This window comes from Companilactobacillus sp. HBUAS56275 (assembly GCF_036913655.1).
Lineage (GTDB): Bacteria > Bacillota > Bacilli > Lactobacillales > Lactobacillaceae > Companilactobacillus > Companilactobacillus pullicola.
The window spans coordinates 677,103-700,382 of the sequence record NZ_JAYKKK010000001.1; the positions used below are offsets into that span (position 1 = coordinate 677,103).

General features: G+C 35.7%; 25 protein-coding genes. 4 read left to right on the forward strand and 21 right to left on the reverse strand.

The window, feature by feature from the left end; translation table 11 throughout:
• The first annotated feature begins 58 nt into the window (after positions 1-58).
• A complete protein-coding gene (locus U8526_RS03150) occupies positions 59-334 on the forward strand; it encodes an acylphosphatase (RefSeq protein WP_334340515.1) in 276 nt (91 codons plus the stop codon).
• Positions 335-392: 58 nt separating this feature from the next.
• Positions 393-1,379 (forward strand): membrane protein insertase YidC, encoded by a 987-nt coding sequence (yidC, locus tag U8526_RS03155; RefSeq protein WP_334340516.1) that lies wholly within the window; start codon positions 393-395, stop codon positions 1,377-1,379.
• Between the two features lie 44 nt (positions 1,380-1,423).
• Here yidC and U8526_RS03160 read toward each other — a convergent pair whose 3' ends face one another.
• The 18 genes from U8526_RS03160 to U8526_RS03245 all read right to left on the reverse strand — a co-directional run bounded on the left by U8526_RS03160 (position 1,424) and on the right by U8526_RS03245 (position 16,785).
• Positions 1,424-2,350, reverse strand: a complete 927-nt coding sequence (locus tag U8526_RS03160) for a hypothetical protein (RefSeq protein ID WP_334340517.1) — start codon at positions 2,348-2,350, stop codon at positions 1,424-1,426.
• A gap of 353 nt (positions 2,351-2,703) precedes the next feature.
• Positions 2,704-3,783 carry a sensor histidine kinase gene (locus tag U8526_RS03165; protein WP_334340518.1) on the reverse strand — a complete coding sequence of 360 codons (1,080 nt, stop codon included), beginning with the start codon at positions 3,781-3,783 and terminating at the stop codon, positions 2,704-2,706.
• The gene (locus U8526_RS03170; RefSeq protein ID WP_054641994.1) at positions 3,780-4,466 is read right to left on the reverse strand and encodes a response regulator transcription factor; all 687 of its coding nucleotides are present in this window, start codon (positions 4,464-4,466) and stop codon (positions 3,780-3,782) included. The genes U8526_RS03165 and U8526_RS03170 overlap by 4 nt, the downstream gene beginning before the upstream one ends.
• A gap of 193 nt (positions 4,467-4,659) precedes the next feature.
• The gene (locus tag U8526_RS03175) at positions 4,660-5,958 is read right to left on the reverse strand and encodes a PTS sugar transporter subunit IIC (RefSeq protein ID WP_334340519.1); all 1,299 of its coding nucleotides are present in this window, start codon (positions 5,956-5,958) and stop codon (positions 4,660-4,662) included.
• A 165-nt stretch (positions 5,959-6,123) separates the two neighbouring features.
• The gene (gene gndA / locus U8526_RS03180; protein ID WP_334340520.1) at positions 6,124-7,548 is read right to left on the reverse strand and encodes an NADP-dependent phosphogluconate dehydrogenase; all 1,425 of its coding nucleotides are present in this window, start codon (positions 7,546-7,548) and stop codon (positions 6,124-6,126) included.
• Between the two features lie 775 nt (positions 7,549-8,323).
• Positions 8,324-8,875 carry a YceD family protein gene (locus tag U8526_RS03185; protein ID WP_334340521.1) on the reverse strand — a complete coding sequence of 184 codons (552 nt, stop codon included), beginning with the start codon at positions 8,873-8,875 and terminating at the stop codon, positions 8,324-8,326.
• Positions 8,875-9,975, reverse strand: coding sequence for a nucleotidyltransferase (locus U8526_RS03190; protein ID WP_334340522.1), 1,101 nt, complete (start codon positions 9,973-9,975; stop codon positions 8,875-8,877). The genes U8526_RS03185 and U8526_RS03190 overlap by 1 nt, the downstream gene beginning before the upstream one ends.
• Positions 9,976-9,983: 8 nt before the next feature.
• Entirely contained in the window at positions 9,984-10,715 is a 732-nt protein-coding gene (locus U8526_RS03195; protein WP_334340523.1) for a class I SAM-dependent methyltransferase, read from the reverse strand.
• Entirely contained in the window at positions 10,715-11,071 is a 357-nt protein-coding gene (gene rsfS, locus U8526_RS03200) for a ribosome silencing factor (RefSeq protein WP_334340525.1), read from the reverse strand. Before rsfS ends, U8526_RS03195 begins: the two co-directional genes overlap by 1 nt.
• A 1-nt stretch (position 11,072) precedes the next feature.
• Positions 11,073-11,675, reverse strand: a complete 603-nt coding sequence (gene yqeK / locus U8526_RS03205; RefSeq protein ID WP_334340526.1) for a bis(5'-nucleosyl)-tetraphosphatase (symmetrical) YqeK — start codon at positions 11,673-11,675, stop codon at positions 11,073-11,075.
• Entirely contained in the window at positions 11,668-12,306 is a 639-nt protein-coding gene (locus U8526_RS03210) for a nicotinate-nucleotide adenylyltransferase (protein ID WP_334340527.1), read from the reverse strand. The genes yqeK and U8526_RS03210 overlap by 8 nt, the downstream gene beginning before the upstream one ends.
• 14 nt (positions 12,307-12,320) lie before the next feature.
• Positions 12,321-12,635, reverse strand: coding sequence for a YhbY family RNA-binding protein (locus U8526_RS03215; RefSeq protein WP_334340528.1), 315 nt, complete (start codon positions 12,633-12,635; stop codon positions 12,321-12,323).
• Between the two features lie 10 nt (positions 12,636-12,645).
• Entirely contained in the window at positions 12,646-13,761 is a 1,116-nt protein-coding gene (gene yqeH, locus U8526_RS03220; protein ID WP_334340529.1) for a ribosome biogenesis GTPase YqeH, read from the reverse strand.
• Positions 13,748-14,275: a YqeG family HAD IIIA-type phosphatase gene (locus U8526_RS03225; RefSeq protein WP_334340530.1), complete on the reverse strand. Its 528-nt coding sequence runs from the start codon at positions 14,273-14,275 to the stop codon at positions 13,748-13,750. The genes yqeH and U8526_RS03225 overlap by 14 nt, the downstream gene beginning before the upstream one ends.
• Before the next feature lie 73 nt (positions 14,276-14,348).
• Positions 14,349-14,705 carry a 50S ribosomal protein L20 gene (gene rplT / locus U8526_RS03230; protein ID WP_025084494.1) on the reverse strand — a complete coding sequence of 119 codons (357 nt, stop codon included), beginning with the start codon at positions 14,703-14,705 and terminating at the stop codon, positions 14,349-14,351.
• Positions 14,706-14,755: 50 nt separating this feature from the next.
• Positions 14,756-14,953, reverse strand: coding sequence for a 50S ribosomal protein L35 (gene rpmI / locus U8526_RS03235; RefSeq protein ID WP_025084493.1), 198 nt, complete (start codon positions 14,951-14,953; stop codon positions 14,756-14,758).
• A 14-nt stretch (positions 14,954-14,967) separates the two neighbouring features.
• On the reverse strand, positions 14,968-15,501 hold the full coding sequence (gene infC, locus U8526_RS03240) for a translation initiation factor IF-3 (RefSeq protein WP_034543788.1): 534 nt from the start codon (positions 15,499-15,501) through the stop codon (positions 14,968-14,970).
• Positions 15,502-15,765: 264 nt separating this feature from the next.
• Positions 15,766-16,785, reverse strand: a complete 1,020-nt coding sequence (locus U8526_RS03245; RefSeq protein ID WP_334340532.1) for an NAD-dependent epimerase/dehydratase family protein — start codon at positions 16,783-16,785, stop codon at positions 15,766-15,768.
• A gap of 82 nt (positions 16,786-16,867) precedes the next feature.
• Between U8526_RS03245 and U8526_RS03250 the strand changes: the two genes are divergently transcribed.
• Entirely contained in the window at positions 16,868-17,308 is a 441-nt protein-coding gene (locus U8526_RS03250; RefSeq protein ID WP_334340533.1) for a MerR family transcriptional regulator, read from the forward strand.
• Between the two features lie 83 nt (positions 17,309-17,391).
• A complete protein-coding gene (locus U8526_RS03255) occupies positions 17,392-18,717 on the forward strand; it encodes a hypothetical protein (protein WP_334340534.1) in 1,326 nt (441 codons plus the stop codon).
• Between the two features lie 593 nt (positions 18,718-19,310).
• On the opposite strand, the gene U8526_RS03260 is transcribed toward U8526_RS03255, so the two are convergent.
• The 3 genes from U8526_RS03260 to ald form a co-directional block, all read right to left on the reverse strand.
• Positions 19,311-20,696 carry an APC family permease gene (locus U8526_RS03260; RefSeq protein ID WP_334340535.1) on the reverse strand — a complete coding sequence of 462 codons (1,386 nt, stop codon included), beginning with the start codon at positions 20,694-20,696 and terminating at the stop codon, positions 19,311-19,313.
• Positions 20,697-20,788: 92 nt separating this feature from the next.
• Complete coding sequence (tdcB, locus tag U8526_RS03265; protein ID WP_334340536.1) at positions 20,789-21,817, reverse strand: bifunctional threonine ammonia-lyase/L-serine ammonia-lyase TdcB; 1,029 nt, start codon at positions 21,815-21,817, stop codon at positions 20,789-20,791.
• A 41-nt stretch (positions 21,818-21,858) separates the two neighbouring features.
• Entirely contained in the window at positions 21,859-22,980 is a 1,122-nt protein-coding gene (ald, locus tag U8526_RS03270) for an alanine dehydrogenase (protein WP_334340537.1), read from the reverse strand.
• Between the last annotated feature and the right edge of the window lie 300 nt (positions 22,981-23,280).

The following is a 23,280-nucleotide window of genomic DNA, read 5'->3' on the forward strand; positions in this document are numbered from 1 at the left end:
ACCCCTCTTGTTCTATAATATAAATATTAACACATAAGATGATGCGAGGTGATCAGTTGTGAAACATCTTTCCATTAATGTTGATGGTTTAGTTCAAGGTGTGGGCTTTCGTTATTCAACTTTGCAAGTTGCAGTTGAATTAGGAGTAACTGGGACTGTTCGAAATGAAATTGACGGTTCTGTCTCCATCGAGGCCGAAGCACCGCAAAAGGAACTATATATTTTTTTAAATCGAATTAAATCTTCACCATCACCCTTTGGAAAAGTCAACAAATTGGACTATACTTTTTCTGACGACTTACAACATTACAAAAAATTTACTGTGATTGGTTGAAACGTCAAATGAGTTAACGTATATTACAGTATATACGACTAAAAGGGTGGTTTATTAATTGAATAAAAAATATGTCAAATATCTATCAGTACTTTCGTTAGTTTTAGTACTGACACTAGTTTTGACTGGGTGTGCACAACAAAATGCTGCAAACTTGCACGCCCCTACTAGTGGCCCCTACGGTATTGTTTACAAGTGGATTGGAACTCCATTCCAAAATTTGATCCTAAAAACGGCTCAAACTATTGGTGGTAAGAATGCCTATGCATGGGGTATCGTTATCATTTCCTTTATTGTTCGTCTAGTATTGGTTCCTTTATCATTAAATCAACAATACAAGTCAACAACTCAACAGGAAAAGATGCGTGCCGTGCAGCCACAACTAAAGATGGTTCAGGCTGCACAAAAGAAAGCTAAAGATCCAACTGCACAACAAAAAATTAGTGCTTTAATGATGGATGTTTATAAACAAAACAATCTTAGTTTAACTGGTGGTATGGGTTGTTTACCACTATTGCTTCAAATGCCTATCTTGATGGGTATTTATCAAGCCGTACAATATTCTAAGGAAATTGCTTCTGCTACTTTCTTAAATATTCCACTTGGTAAGCCAAGTATCGTCATTGCCATTATTGCCACTTTGTTCTATGTCATTCAAAGTTGGATGTCATTACAGATCGTTCCTCCAGAACAAAGAAAACAAATGCAATCAATGATTATGATCAGTCCATTGATGACTTTCTTCTTCTCAATCTTTCTATCTGCCGCACTTGCTCTTTACTTCTTGGTTGGTGGTGTTGTTATCGTTATTCAACAATTGATTACTAACTACATCGTAACTCCAAGAATTAGAAAACAAACTGATGAAGACTTAGCTAAGCATCCGGTTAAAGTTGTGGTTACCCAAGAAATGCTTGATAGTATCTTAAATGGTGGAGCTGCTCCTAGTTCCCCTGAAGGTAGTGCTAAAAAAGCTGAAGAAAAAGAACTTCACAAAAATATCCGTGAGTTAAATAAGGGTAAACAAAATCGTAATAAGAAATAGCAAAAGAGCTTATAAATTCGTCGAATTTATAAGCTCTTTTTGTTTTACAGATTTGGTTTAGAATGTGACACGGTTCCATTTTGATAAACTGTCCAATCATCCCCCGATGAACCATCTTTATCACTCGAATGGACCCAATAAACTTTTTGACCGTCATTATCGGTATACGTTTGTGCTGAACCACCAGTTTGATCAATAACGACTGAATATTTTTTATCAGCATTACTATCATGGTTTTTAATTATATTCATTGCCTGATCGGCGTTAACTTTACCAACCGTCGAAGAATCACTTGTCGAATTGTCGTTACTATTGTTATCGACACTATTTGTATCAGTACTTGCAGAATCATTTGAATTCGTATCCGCCGTAGAATTAGTATTAGTGTCGCTTGATGAATTATTTTCTTCGACTGTAGCAGTTTTCTTTGCTTTTTTGGCTGCTTTTGCTGACTTGATAGCCTGTTTGTACGAACTCTTTAAAGAACTATTAGTTAAGTTCGACGAACGAGACGTTAATTTTGAAGTTTCACTATAAGCTAATTCATTATCATCATTTTTATAAATGAACAGTCCAACTGTTTGGAACTCACTTAGATCAACATCCTCAAACAAATTCTTTACTGTCTTAGTGCTATTAGAATCAATCGTGGTATTACCATTCTTATCAGCTCTTACTTTATCACTCTTTGTATGGAGCAATTGAAAATCATAATTGATGAAACTTATTTTTTTATTAGTTCGATTAACAATCTTCAAATCCACAGATACTGGATCTTGACTGCTTCTAGTAAATAAAAATGTTAATTCATTTTTTTCTGATTGAGATAAGCTCGTGTAGTCTACTGTCTTTTCGGTAGTTTCCGTAGCCTTGGCATCAGAAGATGATTGATCTGCGTTGGCCTTACTTGCACAACCGGCACTAATTAGTAGTAAACACATCACGCCAATTAATAGTGCTTTCTTACTCAAAATATTTCCCTCCCTTGGATGGTATCTTAATAATATACTTTTGGGACAAACTTGGGAAATCGTCTGCAAAAAAGAAAGAACTCAAAAACAGTTTTTACCATGATTTGCCTTAAAATGTGCTTAAATTCCCGTCCTCCGCAACAAGTTCGATTGGTCTGGAACGCTGTGGACACTGATTTGAGCCAATTGAACTTGTCACTCCGGACCAATGTTGTGTTCTATATATTTGTATGCTTTACCTATTAATTTGACGAACGGTCAAAATCAAAAAGTCACTCATAACAACCTATATCGGTTATATATGAGTGACTTCTTAGCATTGATAAACTTAAATGTTTAAATAAGTTTATATTTTATTCACCTTTAGACGTTTCATCATCGGTGGTCTCTTCTTGAATAAGTGGCAACTCGATCTTGAAAACAGTTCCCGATCCGACGACACTTTCAACTTCCAAACTACCGTGATAGATCTCAATCAGTCTTTTAGCGATAGAAAGTCCTAATCCGTTCCCTCCACGCTTTCTAGAACGAGCCTTGTCAACTCTATAAAATCTATTAAAAATACGTTTAAGGTCCTTTTTAGCGATTCCTAGGCCATAATCTTGCACAACAACTTCCAACAAAGCGGAGTTAGTCGAAGCCGCAAAATTAATTTCTTTCCGATCAGCGGAATACTTGAAAGCATTATCCAATAAGATAACCAGTACTTGCTCCAAGTGATTACGATAAATTTTAACCTTGCTTCCCTGACGAATATCATCATCAAAGTTAATGACAAAATCAGGATGCAACATTTTAAAATCATTATAAACTTGTGTAAATAAAGGTTTAACCTCTGTTGTCTGTTCCAAATAAGCACTGTCGATTTGTTCAACTCGAGTTAAATCAAGCATTTCTTGAATTAATGATTGCATTCGTTTCAACTCTTGCAATGAAGAATTGATCGAGTCGTTTAAAACTTGAGGATCATCTTTTCCCCAACGTTGCAACATACTCAAGTGACCCTCCAAAACAGCCACTGGCGTTCTTAATTCATGCGAAACATCCTCCACGAATTCCTTCTGTTGATTCGTGTAGGCTTGCATTCGATCTAACATTTTATTGATATTAACAGTTAAATCATAAACTTCATCATTTCTTTTACGTAATTTAATTCTGGAGTCTGAATCAGGCTTCTTATTTAAATCATCGATTGTTTTATTGATTCGTTTCAAATCGTTTAAAACCATAGTTACTGCAAAATAACTTAAAAGTACTCCGATAATGAAAACAACAACTCCACCGATAACCAGTTTATTAGTAAAAGAATTAATTTCATTTACTGATGCAACATTTTGGACAGTTCTCATAGCTAAAACACCTACAAAAATGTAGGCCATCAATATAACTATCGAAATCAATGCTGTCCACTTGAATCTAATGGAAATCCTCATCGTCTCATCACATATCCTTTACCACGAACGGTTGAAATATAACTTGGTGCACCTGAACGATCGATTTTATTACGTAAATATTTAATATAAACATCTACTACGTTAGTTTCAGTTGAAGATCCTGTTCCCCAAACGCGCTCTAACAAGTCATCACGACTTAAAACGGTTCCAACATTTTCCATCAAAACACTTAACAAGTCATATTCGCGACGTGTTAAATCAATCACTTCACCATTACGCTTCAATGTTTGAGTTGTCTTATCAATTACCAAATTCTTATACTTAAGAACTTGATCATTATTTCTAGTTACATCGATATCTAAATCAATACGTCTTAACAACGCACGAATTCTTGCTAATAATTCCTCAATTGCAAATGGTTTAACAATATAATCATCAGCACCGTGATCTAACCCTGATACACGATCAATGATTGAATCTCTTGCTGTCATCATAATGATTGGTGTGTTCTTTTCTTGACGAATACGACGGCAAACTTCAATACCGTTTAATTCAGGCAACATTAAATCCAATAAGATCAAATCCCAGTCTTCGGATAATGCTGCTTCAAGGCCAGTTCTACCATCACGTTCGACAGTTACTTCATAGTTTTCATGTTGAAGTTCAAGTTGAACAAATTTTGCCATGTTCTCTTCGTCTTCAATAACAAGTATTTTAGCCATATACTTCTCCCATACATAAATATTAAATTATCTTTAATTATAGCTTAATCATTAATTTGGATATGCCATGTTCTTGGCAATGCACTAATGATTTTAACATATAGCAAAAATTAAAAGAAGACAAGCTTTTATTTTTATTTTTTTAGAAAAGTAAAAATGAACGAATAATTTGTCTTAACCTTAATTATTTAATCTAATTTTTCCTTACTTTTAATCTTCCCATTTCTTCCAATAAATATTGACGATCAAGTATTTTTACAAAAGGATAATAAATAATCATTCCCAAAATAATTTCAAAGAATTGTAAAAATGACCCTCGCCAACTACCAGTCGTCAACCAACCAGATATCAACGGTGGCGTAGTCCACGGCAACATAACTCCATTAGTATATGGTACTAAATGGAATGAAAAAGAAAAACTTGAGATCAACACGTTGACAATTGGAGTTATAACAAAAGGAATCATTATTATTGGATTCAAAACTACTGGCAATCCATAAATAAATGGCTCTCCGATTCCAAATAGGCTTGGTACGATTGTTAACCTGCTTAATCCCTTGATTCTTTTCGACTTACCAACGATCAACATCACAATAATCAATGATAAAATACTTCCACCGCCACCATATGTAGCAAAATCCTCAATGAACTGTTCAGTATAAATGTGTGGTAACGGATGACCACTTTGAAAGGCTTTCAAATTATCCTGTGTCAAAACAAAGAAGATTGGTGACCAGACACTATTTACTACCGATGGTCCGTTGATACCAAGACACCACAGGATTGATGCCAAAAAGATATATAGTAGAACCGAAAAAATTGAGTTTCCAACATTCTTAAGTGGCAACTGCAATAATGAATAGAAGAAATTATAAGCTGTTCCTAAACTGGTTAAACTAAAAATAACCCGAATAATAAAGAAACATAGAATCACGAAGCCACTCGGTAAAAGCGACTCAAACGATTGATTAACCATTTCTGGAACACCATGTGGCATCTTGATGGTCCAGTTACGACTCTGGGCAAACTTAAATAGTTCCACACTGATAAGAGCTGTAAACATCCCCAAAAAGATTCCGTTTGGCCCTAAATAGAGCGTTCTGACAGCACCAATTGAGGTAGTAGCATTAATCTTAACTGTCATCGGTGTCAAAATCAGAAAGGATACCAAACTTACCATGCCTGCATGAATTGGGATCAATTCGCGGTTCTTACTGTAGGCATACGATATTCCTAAACACGACAGTAATCCTGTAAAGTTAAAAACTGAACCGGTCGCGGCATTAAACCAGTTGGTCCATTGTGAACCAAATATCTTGATCCAAAAACTTGTCCACCCTGGTATTGGAAAATTTCCAAATAACAAAAATAAAGATGTAATTAGAATTAACGGTGTTACAATCAAAAATCCATCTCGTAATGATTTTAAAACGACATTATTTGACAGTTTATCAGCCAACGACATCAATTTGGTCTCTAATTTTTCTTGCACAGAATCCTCTCCCCTTTAAAAATCCCCATTTTTAAAGTATAAGCAAGTATCCAAATTCAGACAAGTTCCAGTTTTATTTAACTTTTTTGACATAAAAAAACCTTAGGCAAACTATCACTAAAGTGATAGTTAAGTCTAAGGTTATTTGTGAATAAACTAAACTAATTATTGTTCTTCATACCATGTGTAATGGAAGATTCCTGGCTTGTCATTTCTCTCATAAGTATGAGCACCAAAGTAATCTCTTTGAGCTTGAATCAAGTTAGCAGGAAGTACTTCTGAACGATATTGATCGTAGTATGAAATTGCAGCCATAAATCCAGGAACAGGAATTCCAGCTTGGACAGCAAAGCTAACAACATCACGAACATCTGATTGATATTCTTCAACGATATCCTTGAAGTAGTCATCCAATAATAAGTTATCTAGTTTTGCATCTTTATCATAAGCATCTGTGATCTTTTGTAGGAATTGTGCACGAATGATACATCCAGCACGCCAGATTTGAGCAATCTTACCATATTGTAGATCCCAGTCGTAATGATCTGAAGCTGTCTTCATTTGAGAAAATCCTTGAGCATAACTAACTAGCTTACTGAAGTACAAAGCTTTACGGATCTTTTCAACTAATTCATCAACATCTTTAACGATTGGCTTCGTAGAAGGTGCAGGAAGAACCTTGCTTGCTTTAACACGTTCGTCTTTGTAAGCAGAAACGTAACGTGAGTAAACTGATTCAGTGATCAATGATTGTGGAACACCAAGTTCTAGGGCACTTTGTGAACTCCACTTACCAGTACCCTTGTTACCAGCCTTATCCATGATCTTGTTGACGATGTAGTCATCTGAGCCTTCATCATCTTTTCTTGTCAAAATCTTTGATGTGATATCGATCAAGTAACTTGAAAGTTCACCCTTGTTCCAATCCTTGAAGATATCAGCCATCTTGTTAACGTCATTGTTAAACAAGTGCTTCAACAAGTTGTAACTTTCTGAAATTAATTCCATATCACCATATTCAATACCATTGTGAACCATCTTTACATAGTGACCGGCACCATTAGGTCCGATATATGTAACACATGGAGCACCATCTTCATCAGCTTTGGCTGAAATTTGTTCCAAAATAGGAGCAACTAAATCATAAGCTTCTTTTTGACCACCGGGCATCAATGAAGGACCTTGCAAGGCACCTAATTCACCACCGGAAACACCCATTCCGATGAAGTTGATTCCTGATTTATCTAGAAGTTCATTACGTTTCATAGTATCTTCGAAGAATGTGTTACCACCATCGATCAATACATCGCCTTTGTCTAGTAAAGGTAACAATTGATTGATAACAGCATCAGTACCAGCACCAGCTTTAACCATCATCAAAATACGACGAGGTTTTTCTAGTGAGTTTACAAAGTCCTCAATTGTATAACTTGGTACCAATTTCTTTTCAGGATGTTCTTCAACAACTGCTTTTGTCTTTGAACCAGTACGGTTGTAGATAGCCACTTCATATCCGCGACTTTCAATGTTAAGGGCAAGATTCTTACCCATAACAGCCATACCAATAACACCAATTTGTGGTTTTGCCATTATAATAATTACCTCCGATTTTTGTTAACATATTAATCTTAACAAAAAAACAAAAAAGGAGTGCATAAAAGAACTTTTTTAGTGATATTTTTGTAAAAAAGATTTATTGAATTGATATGTTTTATTCTTGTTCCAGCTAGATTGTGACTATATATCAACTAACGCAGTGTAAGTATGCCCGTCGGTAGTAGAAAATCTGTGGGCCACTGGAACGTGGCGGACACGACTTGAAGCTAATAATTTTTTGCTTTGCAAAAAATCATGGATCTCCAAGCTCGGTCTTCTACTAACCTTGCTTCGCAAGCTAAGTAGAATTTCGCCACTTAGGGCCCACAGATTTTCTACTACCGACTATATTTCTGATTCTATTATTATTGATCAAAACGATAGTTTACAGACATTTTTTGGTTCTCTACGCTTAAATATACTTCAGTTCAAAGAAAAACTTAACTCTAAAAAGATTCATATCCAAAAATAACGTCTACTTAAGATTCCACAGTGTAAACAATGGAATTCTAAATAGACGTTATATTTTTAAAAATTTAGAAAGCAAAATTTAAACAGATCAACTATTTAACCCGGAACAATAATTGGGAATGCGTTCAGCTATGAAATTATTGTTATCGGCTATGCCGATTACAATAAGGCCGACTTCGAAGATCCATTATTTTGCACGAAGTGTAAAATAATTAGCTCCGAATCGTGCCCATAGCGTTCCAACAGCATTACCAATTATTGTGGAGGGTGGCATATTTAACTCCCCAAAATAAATAAGTTATTTCTTCTTATCATCATTAAATAAGTTTTTAAGTTTAGCAAACTCCGGATTAACATGTTCTTCCTCATGTTGCTTCTTATACTCTTCTTCGGAAATAACACTCCAGTTCTTGCCTGAAGGCATAATATTTTCTTTTTCTTCCTTTTTAGTCAAAACCTTTGAAGGAATACTCAACAAAATATTATCTATTATTGATTCGTAAACATTGATGGTTGGATTGTCGTCGTCGATTGGAATCACAACGTTGTAATCTTCCAAATCCTCATCATCTACATTATCAATGTTATAAGCCTCGTTAATACGAATATTTATAGGTAACTCAACCGGCAATAAACTTCTCGTTGAAGGTACTGTCAATGTTGTTTCAACCTTAACATCCGAAATAACTAAACCATGATCGTTGAATAATTGACCATCTACTTTTACTGGAGTGATTGATAGCACGTCTTCTGAACGTGTCTTCATCTCCTTAGTTAAATCGAGTGTTTCTTTAAATGTAAAAGGCTTGTCTTTATAACGACGAACCTCTTGTACATCCCAATTTAGCATTAATTTACCCCTTTCATATAAGGTATTCTTCCAAAATTTTGTTCCTGCTCAGTGATAAGTTGACGAATATCGTCTACCTGTATCTCTAAGTTTAATTTCTTTTGTTCTTTTTTTCCAACTTTAGTAATCAAATCAACATCAGATTTTTTTAAGCTATTTAAATATTTTTTTCCAACATCATCAAATCCTAATATTCTCAAATAAGGATTATCATAAACATTATTAATATCTGACTCTTTAACGTTTAAAAGTGTATACACCATTAATCTTCTGATTCGAGCCATAGTATACCGTTTCGATTTTACATGTTCAACCAATTCAGTAAAATTATGACTCTGTTCGATCTCTTTTTTCAGCTTAAATTCTAATCCCTCAACCATTTGGTAGTTAGTTTGTAATTCCCCTACTGAGTGGCTGAGAATCTGAAATTTCAAGTATGGAAAGTAATCGTCCCAAGTAACAATTCTCTGAGTTTCAAAAGCATTATATGTAGCCTCAGGTACTAAATCCGTAAATGAAATATTTTGAGCTCGTCGTCTTCTAATCTCAGTGGCACTAAAATCACTTTCTAAACGTTGAATCGTATTAACATTCATTCGATAATTCTGCTCAGCAATTTGGGTAACATAATTTAAACCCAATAACTGATTAGGCAATTTAGAGATATCGATTCCTAAAGCTTGATAATGTTGCGTTAAATTATCAGCTGAACTCAGTCGATAATCTTGCTGAAATTCGACGTCAGCCTGCATTATTTTTTGCGCTAGATCATCAAAGTCCAACTTTTGCTCTGTGCCAAACACTAATTCATTAACACCTAGCAAGTGTAATAATTTGATCGCACCTTGAGCAAAATATTGAGCCGGTTCTACTGCATATGCAAATGGTAATTCAATAACTAAATCAACACCATTTTCTACAGCAATTTTTGCTCGACTCCATTTATCTAGAATAGCAAAATCACCCCGTTGGACGAAATTACCGGACATTACGGCAATCAACACATCAGGGTGATATTCTTGTTTGATTTTATCTATAAATAATTTATGACCATTGTGAAACGGATTAAACTCCGCCACGAAACCATAGACTTTTGTCATAGAATCCTCTATTTTTCTGCAGCAAAGAACCAACGAGTTGAGTCGTCTTTAATATCTGATTGACCAAACTCAGCTGTCACTTCAATATTCTTAAAACCAATATCCTTAAGAATCATCTTGAAGGTCTCAACTGGATAAGTTCTTTCCTTATGAAGTTCAGTGTTAACTGAATAACCTTGAATTTTTTCATTCCAATTAAAGAAAGTCAACTCATGCTCGATACTGTGAGGATACTCGCCCTCAAAACTATTCCACATGAAAGCTGAATCTTCCGTACGATGGTTAAACATATAGCCTGGGAAGACCTCATCCATTTGGTACAGTGAATGTGCATCAAACAAGTACTTTCCACCCTCATTTAGATGTTCAAAAGCTTGATTGAAAGCAATAGCCAATTCATCTTCATCTTTCAAATAACAAATTGAATCGTCAAAACATGTGATGACATCAAATCTATCAAAATCAAATAGATCCATCATATTGCTTTGTACAAACGGAATATTTTTCTTGGCTTTAGCTGCTTTTTCTGCTGCAATTTTTAACATTTCATCGGATAAATCAGTTCCGGTAACTTGAAAACGATCAGCTAGTTGAATTGTTAAATCACCTGTACCACAGGCAACATCTAACAAAGTTTTAGCACTATCTGATGTTTGTTGTTCAACATATTGTGCCCACTTAGCATAGAGTGAATCATCCATTAATTCACTATATACACGTGCAAATGAGTTATAAATCATTATTCAGTTACCAAATTAGAAATATCTACTTCGGGAGCATCTGACCAAAGTTTTTCTAGGTTATAGAATTCACGTTGTTCAGCGGTAAAGACGTGAATAATAACATCATGAAGATCAATCAAAACCCATTGAGAGTTACGATTTCCTTCTACATGGCTTACATCAATATCATTTTCGCCGGCCTTGTCCAAAACTGATTGAACGATTGAGTCAACTTGACGTTGAGAACTGGCATCCATAATAACAAAGTAGTCTGCCATAATACTTACACCGCTAATATTTAAAACTTTAATATCATTAGCGTGCTTTTCATCGGCTGCTTTCACAGCAATTTCCATTATATTCTTTGAGTCCAAACTATAATTCTCCTTTTGTGATCCAATAATTATAATTAACAAATGTTTCTGGGTATACTTCCTTATTACGATCAATCAAATAGGCTAAGGAATGCTTCAATTCAAAAGTAACTCCAGAGTCTAGTGACTTCTCTGCGTAATCTCTAGCTTCATCAATGCCAGGAAAGTTTCTTCCAGGTTCAATGAAATCACCAACGAAGACACACTTATCGACCGTAGTCATAGTCGTATGACCAACAGTATGTCTTCTAATAGCATTCAAGACATCTTCATCATAAATACCCAATTCATCTTTAACAATTTCAGCTCCGACAATACCGTGCCAAATTGCATTATTATATTTCAATAATTCAGGATCCATGTTCTTTTCTTTAATAACACTAATAAATCCTTCATCACTGCGCTCCTTGGCATAGTCATGCAATAAACCAGCCAAACCAGCACGTTCGACGTCGCCACTATTCTCAGCAGCTAAACCTCGACTAACTTTTTCTACTCGTAAACAATGGTTATAGCGAAAATCACTTAATGTATCATGCATTCGCTCCAGGATTTCATCACGATTAATTCCTGGCATAACTTCATCATAATTAAATTCAGTCATTATAAAGCCCCCTGTCATTTATATACCAAGCAACATCATCGGGTACCAAATATTTTATCGTTTGGCCCTTTCTGACACGCTCACGTATCATACTTGAACTAATTTCTAATTCAGGCGTATTTACCCAAAGTATAGGGTACTTCGACTTTTTCTCAAAGCCTTTGCGACAGACTCCAACAAAATTCACCATTTGTCTTAATTCTTCAATATGAGACCACTTAGGCAAATTCTCGACCATATCGCCACCAATAATAAAGTAATACTCCGTATTAGGATTGTATTGCTTCAATAATTTAATAGTTTCGTAAGTATAACTTATTCCACCACGATGAATGTCGGTCAAATCTAGATCAAAGTGCATATTATCTCTAATAGCCAATTTAATCATGTTGATTCGATCATCACTGCTAATACTGGGAATAGTCTTCTCTACGCCACGATGAGGTGGAACTTTGTCAGGTAAAAATAACACTTTATCCAAACACAATTGTTCATAAACCTGTTCGGCAATAACTAAATGTCCCAAATGAATGGGATTAAAAGTTCCACCTAAGATTCCAACATGCTTTTTGGGCATATTACTATGAAATTCTAATTTTGCTTTAGTTAATAATTGTTTTTGAGTATCCATTTTCATCACTTAAATTACATATTTTCTAATTCTATAGAATATTTACGGTTTTTAATTTTAGGTGCTTTCTTATAAAAGACCATCTTAGAACCAATTGTTTGAACATGAACAATTTTTTCATCAAAATCACTCAAGGCATCAATCAAATCTTCTGGTTCTACCATTGTATTCTGTAGTAATGAAACTTTGATTATTTCATCTTTATTAATCAAAAGTTCTAATTGATTTAAAAGGTTTTCACTGATACCATCACGACCAACCTGGATAGCTGGCTTCATAGTAGCGGCTTGACTTCTTAAATAACGATTCTTTTTTCCTTTAATTATCATATCTTTCTCCTTAAATAATTGCCTTTCGAATTGAGACACGAACACCATCTGGAACGTAAGCCTTAACTTTGCTACCAGCTGGAATTGTAACCCATCCTAAACCATAGATAACAATATCAGATTTCTCATGTGCAGAGAAAATTTGTTGCTTCATTTTAGGGAAAGATTCAATCTCAGTTGGTGGAGCCAAGATGTCTCCTAAATGCTTTTGATAAAATTCATCTGCATTAATAGTCTTAGTTCTGTGAAGTGGCAATCCTTGATTAACATAGAAAGTGACATTTGTCTTATAATCCAAGAAATCAAATCTAGCCAAGCCGGCCACAAAAATAGTTTGTCCATCACGAAGTTGGAAAGTGACTGGGCGTAATGGCTTCTTAGGTGTAATAGTTTTTAAATCTTTAGCATTCAAATAATGTGCTAATTGATAGTTGTGGATAATACCTGGTGTATCAACTAAATTATGTCCATCATCCAAAGGAATATCGATTCTATCAAGCGTTGTTCCAGGGAATCTTGAAGTCGTGATCAAGTTCTTGACGTCAGAGTTAGAACTGATAATACGGTTGATCAAAGTTGATTTACCAGTATTAGTTGTTCCAACAACGTATACATCCTTGCCATCACGATATTTTTCAATCATATCCATTAATTCATCGATATTAGTTCCCTTTACAGCTGAAACTAGAATTTGATCAGTTGATTTAATTCCGTTTTCCTTACTCTTTTGTTGCAACCAGTTCAAAAGACGATTCTTGTTAACTGAATTAGGCAACAAATCGACCTTATTACCAACGACCAAGATCTTCTTATCGCCGACAAATCTTTGTAAGCCCGGAATAACACTACCTTCATAGTCAAAGACATCAACTACGTTTACTACTAGGGCATCTTTTTCAGAAATGGAATCCAACAACTTCAAAAAATCATCATCAGAAACGTCGACGTCCATAATTTCATTATAATTACGTAATCTAAAACATCTCTTACACAATAATTCTTTTGAATCATCTTCCATATACTTCTTTAAAGTTGATTCCTGAACATAGCCAGGCTTATCCTTGTCCTCGGTCTGAAGTCTAGCTCCACAACCTATACAATACAACTTATCATCAATTTCTGTCATTTAATGAATCCTTCCAGTATAAATTCTTATCACGCTTTTGCATAGCTTTTAAAATTGGACGTTCAAAAAATCTATTCACGCGGGTTTTCTTAGCATCAGTTTCTATTAAAGGCTTTACCAAAACTGTTTTCAACCCAGCCATATTTCCTGCCAAAACATCCGTCATAACTTGATCGCCAACGAACAAGACACTTGCAGGATCAATTTTTTCACTTTTAATATGATTAATGATTACGAATGGCAATGGTTTAACTGCTCGAGCAACGATACTAACAGGTAACTCATGAACAGCTTTTTCAACACGTTCATAGCTATTGTTCGAGACAATCATAACCTCAATATTATTCTTAGCCATTAAATTGAGCCATTTTCTTAAAGAGAGGTCATATTTATTACTATTCCATGGCAGAAGTGTATTATCAAGGTCCGTCATAATCGTAGTAATTCCTAATTGTTTAAGATCATCAATCTCAATATCGGTAATTTTATCAAGCATAATATATGGTTTAAACATTTTTAATCCTCATTATCTGCTAATTAGTAAAAAAACGTAATTTGGGTTATCCAAATTACGTTTGTTTTAACAATTAAGCTAAAGCTTTCTTAGCTGTATCTACTAAACTTGTGAATGCCTTTGGATCTTCAATAGCAACTTGAGCCAACATCTTACGGTTGATGTCGACATTAGCTAACTTCAAACCATGCATTAATTTGCTGTAGCTGATTTCATTCATTCTTGCAGCAGCATTGATTCTAGCAATCCATAGCTTACGGAAGTCGCGTTTAACTTGGCGACGATCACGGAATGCATAACGGTATGAAACCATGATTTGAGTATGAGCTGCTTTAAAAGTGATATGTTTTGAACCACGATATCCCTTAGCTAATTTTAAAACCTTTTTACGACGTTTGCGAGTTACTGTTCCACCTTTTACACGTGGCATAATGACTCCTCCTTTAATTTACCAAAATAAATATTTAAGTGATTAGCTAATTAATATGTAGCTAACATTTGTTTGATACGTTTCATATCACTTGAACTAACCATACCTGGCTTAGCCAATTGGCGACGTTGCTTCTTTGTCTTACCGTGGAAACGGTGACTTGTATAAGCATGCATTCTCTTCCAACCACCATTAGCAGTTTTCTTAAATCTCTTTGCTGATGCGCGGTGTGTCTTTTGTTTAGGCATTGAAAATCCCTCCACTATTTCTTCTTTTTGTTATCTTTTGCGTTAATTGGATCAAGCATTAAAAACATACTACGACCGTCCATCTTAGGTCTAGTTGTTACCGTAGCAACATCCTTAGTCTGTTCAGCGACACGGTCTAAGACTTCCTTACCTATCTCTTTATGAGTAATTGCTCTACCCTTAAAACGAAGAGAAACTTTGACCTTATCACCTTTAGCTAAGAACTTGCGAGCGTTATTAAGTTTGGTATTGAAATCATTTGCTTCAATAGTTGGGCTTAAACGCACTTCTTTAAGACTAACAGTTTTTTGTTTTTTACGTGCTTCACGATCTTTCTTTTGAAGATCAAACTTATATTTACCATAATCCATAATTCTGGCAACGGGTGGTTTAGCACCTGGTGACATTAGAACTAGGTCCATATTAGCTGCTTCGGCCAATCTTCTAGCTTCTGCGGTTGGTTTAACACCAACTTGATCCCCATTTTCAGCGATCAATCTAACTTCTTTCGCACGTATTTGATCATTTAATAATAATTCTCTTGCTATGAGTAGTCACCTCCGGAGTAATTTGGCCCACAAAAAAAGCGGGCTGCACAAGCATGCCCACTATATTATCTACGTAATCGTATTAACCTAGAGGCGAATGCATAGGTGAGAAGCGGGCGCTTCTGCTTAATCTCAACAGTTATAAACTATAACAATATAAGCCTATCATGTCAATAAACATTGATAAATTTGTTATAGAAAAGTTGAAAAAATTTCAATATATGTAATTTACCACGATATTCATACGAACACAAGTTTTTAGCCTTACACCAGCTTATATTTCAATAAACTATCGACCGCTGCCAATACAGCTTGTTGATTATCGGAAACTGGTGTCCATCCCAGAATGTCTTTAGCCTGTTGATTGCTAATCTTTCTATTAATATGAAGCATTAGTTTACCTTCTCTCGCTCTGGAATTGAATAAGGAACCCAGTTCAACAATCCAATTAGGTATTAACTTATCTGTAACTTGAGTACTCAAACTATTACGCTGACTTCTAATGAGATCAGCTATCTCTCGGATTGAAATTTGTCCGTCAGCACTAGCGATAAAACGTTTAAGATTTGCACCTGGTGTTGTCATAGCTTTAATCTCGATATCAACCACATCCCTAACATCCACTACATTCAGGGGTAAATTGGGAATCTTCCCCATTTTTGCATTCAATATATTTTTTAACAAGTCGAAGCTACCTGAAACGTGTTGATCTAATGAAGGTCCAAAAATGGCTGTAGGATTAGCTGTAACGAACTCCAAGTTTACATCCGGTTGTCCAATATATTGCCAGGCCGCCTGTTCAGCTAATAATTTGGATTTCTCATAAATAGATAATCCTTTTTCATCAGGATCAGTCCAATCATTTTCTGTCGTTATGCCACTCTTTTTGCTGAAACCGACTGCTCCAAAGTTAGAAGTCATGACTACTCGTTTCACGTTACTTTTATTAGCAGCTTTCAGAATCCTTAATGTACCGTCTAGAGCCGGTTTAATGGCATCAGATTCATTCTTGATTTTGCCAAAGAAAACGGGTGAAGCAACACTAAATACGTACTTACGATCTTGCATCGCTTCCAACCAATTATCATCACTGGATAAATCAGCCTCAATAAAAGAAATATTCTGTATATTTTTGGTGCCATACTCTTTCAAAATTCTCATTATGCGATCTTGACCGCTGCGTTTTCTAATTGTTGTTCTAACATCATAACCATCATTTAATAATTGCATAACTAATCTCAAACCTAAAAATCCGGTACCACCAGTAACTAATACTTTTTCCATTAAAATTTCCTCTTACTTCATTGATTAATATCACTCTAAACCCTAAACTATGGTTCATAGCAAGAACATAAGGGAGTTTTTTATGAAAAAAGTTTATTCCATTAAAGAAGTAGCGGATTATTTCCAATTGCCAATTTCTACCATCCGGTATTACGACAAAAAGGGACTATTGCCTTTCGTTTCAAAAAACGATGCCGGTTATCGAGTTTTCTCTGAATCCGACTTTGGCTTCATTAAAACTATTTGCTGTTTGAAGAATACCGGTATGCCAATCAAAGATATCAAAATTTATATTGGACTGTGTATGAAAGGAACTTCAACCATCCAACAACGTAAAAATATGTTGCTACAACATAAGGAAAATGTCTTGAAGAAACAACAGATGCTTACCGAAAATCTTCAAGAAATAAATACTAAAATTCAACGATACGCTGACAAGGATTCTATTAATATTATTGAGAATCAAATCAAGTTCGTTCGCAGTGAGAAAAAATCATTAAAGTTAAACGATCCCTTTGAATAAAAAAGCATAAATTTGGACAAGAGACCAAAAACGTTCTTTAATTTAGTTAAGATGTTTAAACAAAAATTAAGGAGTGATATTTTATGGTAGAAGTAAAAGATCCCACAGAACTTGTTCAAGCAATCATTGCCGAAGATACATCTATTAGTCTCACTCGTAGCATGATGTTGACACATTCAATAATTTTGCCAAATAACACAACATTATCTGGCAAACCACAGGAAGATTCATCCACACCGATTCTAATGTTCCAAGATAGTGATGGTATCGGTTTAACATCTAATAATAGTGTTGAAAATTTAATTATTCATGTACCAACTAATCACCGTGCTATCTTCAATACTAATTATGCTGAAGATCAAGGTTCCTTTAATTTTTCCAATCTCGAATTAAATGGACAATTTTCCTTCCTATCTAAATCAAAAATGGATAACACCTTTCTTAATTTAAAAAACGTTAATGTTTTAGCTGCGGATACCAGAGGTTATTTGGAGCAGCCTCAAAAGTATGGTGTTAATGTTCTTCAAGGTGCTTTGACTATTTATAATTTAAATCCTGATAAAGACAGTTTAATAACCGTCGAAGCTAAGAAAATCTCTATCGGTCAAAAGAATGCTCCCGTTATTGGCTCTGGAGTTTTCATTGCCGGTCTTGGCGACAATGGTGGCCGCGTTGAAATTGATGAACTATCAACCAATGATGTTTATTCCACTGGCAAAATTCCATTGGGCGTAGCTGATATTATTACTGGTGCAATTTTCATCGTCAATGGCGCCCACGCTAAAAAAGTTATCCAAAATGGTGACACTACTACCTACGGCGTCAACGATATGGTATTAGATGCTTGGGGAGAAGTTGACGAATGGGACGTAATGGGTGCCGTAACATCCTATGGTCCTTCCGGTATCGGCTTCGTTAACTTTGGTACAGTTAAATCGTTCAACGCTCAAGCCCCTATTGAGACCTTTGGATTAGGTGCTCGTGGATATAATCAATATGATGGAACATTAGAGGAAGGCCATTTCTCATCAATCATGACCTTTGGTGACGGCTCAATTGGCGTTCAAATCTCTAAAAAAGTCGGTCATTTAACCTTTGACGGTGGTATCGTCACACATGGTGGCGTTGGTAAATCATTAGTTAAGGGAGTCATCATCGACCTACCCGCATATGCGCTAAGTATCAAAGACGGCGGTGTTGTTTCGGAAATTACTGTCAACGGCAATATCGAAACCCAAGGCGATAACGTAGCCAGTTATAATGTTGAGTCCCAGGCAGTTGTTAACAAAATGACCGTCAGTGGCCAAGTAGTTGCTACAGGCAAAGATTCAGAACCATTAAATATTCAAACAGGTGCAAAAACACCTACTACTTTTTCCAATGATACCGATGATAAATCTTTAATATAGTATATAGATGGAAAGAATTTAAAAAGATCCCATCTTAACAGCATCAAAAAAGTCTTTCATATTGACCAGTACACGGTTAATATGAAAGACTTTTGAATTTAAAAACCTTTTTCAAAATGAAATATAGTATACCTTAGACTAAACAATCAACGTACTGTTTAGTCTGAAACAAAAATTGGGAATGCGTTCAGTTATGAGATTATGATTCTTACTCAAACTTGGTTGTAGCGTTAATACTAACTGATGTAGTTGAAATATGCCGTCGTCCGCAAAAAATGCAGCAATTAGATATCATCACATGGTCAAAATACATATTAACGAAATAACTGTAACTTGCCATTTTACTATCTAAATATTTAAAATCGAACAAACAATAAAAATACTCTTTAGTCCGGAGCAAAAATTGGAAATGCGTTCAGCTATGAAATCATTGTTACCGGCTTTGCCGGTTACAATGAGGCCGACTTCGAAGATCCATTATTTTGCACGAAGTGTAAAATAATTAGCTCCGAATCGTACCCATAGCATTCCAACAGCATTTCCAATTTTTGTGGAGGACGGGAATTAAAACATATCCCCGACCTAAATAAAATTTATTCTGGATCAACTTTTAAATCCGTTAATTTTTTTGAACCATCATCATTCTTTTGTGCATCAAAATTCCATTTTTTCTTCAAATAGAAGTAGATTGGTACACCAATTGCTGTAACACAAATTCCAATAATTGTTGTAAGGAATTCTGTTAACAAAGTACATACTAGGATGAAAGCTCCACCTAGAATAGCAATGATTGGAATGATTGGATATAGTGGAACTTTATAAGGTCTTTCCAATTCTGGTTGAGTATGACGTAATTTGATAACTGCAACGAAGGCCATAACATAAAATACCCAGATTACGAAAATCAACATATTAGTAATGGCATCAAATTCACCAGTTAACATCATCAAGCAAGCGATTACCAATTGGATTGCTCCAGCAGCCCATGGGATTCCGGCTTTGTTCAATTTAGCAAAAGTATCGCCAAATGGTAATTTGTGTTCCTTACCCATGATGTATGGAACACGCATACTTGTCATTGTATAACCATTCAATCCACCGTAGACTGAAATCAAAATTCCAATTGTAACTAACTTACTACCCATGTCACCAAAAATCATTGTGGAGGCATCAGATGCGGCGTTAAGGTTACCAGCAATTTGATTGATTGGTAGCACATACATGAAAACAGCATTAACTAAAACATAAACCAACATAATGACTGCAATTCCTAAAGAAATAGCTTTTGGCAAATCCTTACGAGGGTTCTTCATTTCTCCAGAGATGTTACCAACATGGATCCAGCCATCATATGCGAACATAGTTGCTAGTAATCCATTTCCCATCGCTGTAATTAAATTACGATGTGGACCCGCAACAACTGGGAATAGTGATAACTCTACTGGTCCTTTGTGCATAAAGCCAAACATTACAATCAAAGCCAATGGGATCAACTTTGCGACTAAGGAAATAGATGTAACCCGACCCCCTACTTTGGCACTGATCCAGTTAAGTGACGTTACCGACAAAGCACTTAAAATTGCCACTGGCACGATCCATGAATTAGAGAGTGTGAATAAATGTGTAAATTGCGTACCAAAAGCAATTGATATGGCCGCAACATTAGCAGGGAAATAAATTATTGCTTGTGCCCAGCCGGCCATAAAGCCCCAAAAACCGCCGTAACTATGTTCAATATATTTTGTTAATCCACCCGTTTCTGGATAGGCGGCAGCTAATTCGGCCCCTGTCAAACCAGCACAGATAGTGATAAAACCACCTAACAACCATACAAGCATAGTCAAGCTTGTTGAACCCGTATAGTCAGTAACGGCCGATGCTTTAAAGAATACCCCAGTTCCAATTACGCTCCCGGTTACAGTAGCAAAAGCGGGGAAAAAACCAATTGTTTTTTTCAATTTGGCATCCTGATCGCCCATAATCTTATACCTCCACGTAAAAAGCCTATTTTTTTAAAAAAGAAAAGATGTTGCATCCAAATGCAGCATCTCCTCAGGTTTCAAACTAATTTTTAACCAATGCCTCCGTCGGCTTTAACTGGTTTCAAGAATTGATCAATAATTTGTGAAACACGATTAAGGTCAACATTACCACCAGATACCATAGCAACAGTCTTCTTGTTCTTGAGCCATCTGTCATCGATCTTATGTGATTCAAGAGCTGCTACTGGAAGTGCACCAGCACCTTCTGCTACAACCTTAGTTCTTTGTAATAGATCTTTCATAGCATGAGCAATTTCTTCTTCGTTTACTAGAACGATTTCATCAACTAACTCGCTAACGATTGGGAATGTGATGTCTCCTGGTACAGCAACATCTGTTCCATCTGCCAATGTGAAGTCGTCATGATGTTTAGTAATTTGACCAGCTTTAACTGATGCATACATACCATGAACATTTTCTGATTGAACACCGACAATATGAATATTAGGGTTAAATGACTTCAATGCAGTAGCCATTCCGGAAATCAATCCGCCACCACCGACAGGAATAATAACAGTATCTACATCCCAAATATCATCAAGAATTTCCAAACCAATTGTTCCTTGTCCAGCAATAACATATTTATCGTTGAATGGGTCAACAATGGTCTTTCCTTCTTTTTCGGCACGTTCGAACATCCATTGGTGAGCGTCATCAAAAGTTGCACCGTGGATATCAACTTCAGCACCGTATCCTCTTGTAGCATCACGTTTCATTTGTGGAGCTTCATCAGGCATTACAACTGTTGTGTCGATTCCCAATAGATGTCCTGTCAAAGCTACACCTTGAGCATGGTTACCAGCTGATGCAGTGATAACACCACGATCTAGTTCTTCTTTTGATAAATGATTGATTTTATTATTGGCACCTCTGAATTTGAATGATCCTGTTAGTTGCATGTTTTCTAGTTTTAAGTAAACATCCCCACCAACAACATTACGACTCAAAAACATGGATTGAACTAAAGGAGTCTTACGAGCATATTTCCCAACAATTGACTTTGCCTCTTCAATATCATGAATATCAACAATATTATCAATACCTACACCTTTAAGCATGATCTGTACCTCACCCATCTTAATTTTTATTTAGTCATTTTTTAGTCAACTGATTCTTCATCAACTGATAATTCTGTGTATGGTAAATCAAGTGAATCTGCTAAACCTTTATTAGTTACCTTACCTTCAAATAGGTTAACTCCTGAAGCTAAAGCCTTATCTGTCTTAATAGCTTCGTTGATACCTTTATCAGCAATTTCCAACAAGTAGCTTAAGTTCCCCTTTGCTAAAGCCATTGTTGCTGTACGTGGTACTGCTCCTGGTTGATTAGGAACTGCATAGTGGATAACTCCATCTTTGACGAAGATTGGATCATCAATTGTTGTTGGATGATCGATTGTCTCAACAGTTCCACCTTGATCAATAGCTACATCAACTAAAACGCTACCTGGTTTCATTGATTTAACCATGTATTCCTTAACCAGCTTAGGTGGTCTTGAACCTGGAATCAAGATTGTTGAAATGAAGATGTCAGCATCCTTAATTTCTTTAGCTAAGTTCTCTTCATTAGACTTAACTGCTCTGAACTTCTTACCTGCAAATTTGTCTTGCAAGAACTTAATTCTGTCATCATTCAATTCAATAACAACAACTGAGCATCCCATGTTCAATGCTAATGTAGTTGCGTTAACAGCTGCATTACCACCACCAAAGATCACAACGTTTCCGCCGTCGATTCCTGGGATTCCTGGTAGAAGAATTCCTTCACCTTGGTGTTGAGCTTCAAGATAATAAGCTCCCATGATAACTGATCTACGTCCAGCAATTGCACTCATTGGTGCTAACAATTCCAATTTCCCATCTTTGACAATTGTTTCGCCACCGATTGCAGTTGTTCCGGCTTTCATCATTGCTTCAACAGTTGGCTTTGATGATGCCAAGTGTTGGAATCCCCATACGATTTTGCCTTTTGAGAAGTACTTATATTCTTCAGGATCGGGTTCCTTAACCTTGATGATCAATTCAGCTTTCCAGCCATCCTCATGACTAACTAACTTACCACCAGCATCGACATACTCTTCGTTTGTAAAACCAGCACCGACACCTGCATCTTTTTCAACAAGTACTTCGTTACCAGCTTCAACCATTTTACGAACATTTTCAGGGGTTGCTGCTACACGACCTTCTCCTTCTTTTTGTTCCTTAATTACAGCGATTTGCATATTCACACTCTCCTTTTGTGAAAATAATAACTATTTGCTTACAAATGCATGATAACGCTTACATCAAGCGGTATCAACCTATTTTTTTACTTCACAAAGTCAAAGATTGTGATAAACACCGCCTACATTGAGAATTTTTTATTAAAAAAAATTTCAATTTCACAAATTCTCATATTTTTAAAAATTTTTGATTCATATATTGTTTATATAGTAAAAACAGCTGTTCACTCTAAGTGAACACAATCACAAATAATATTCTTTTGACATTCTGTATACCTCATTTTTAGAGTACAAAAAAAT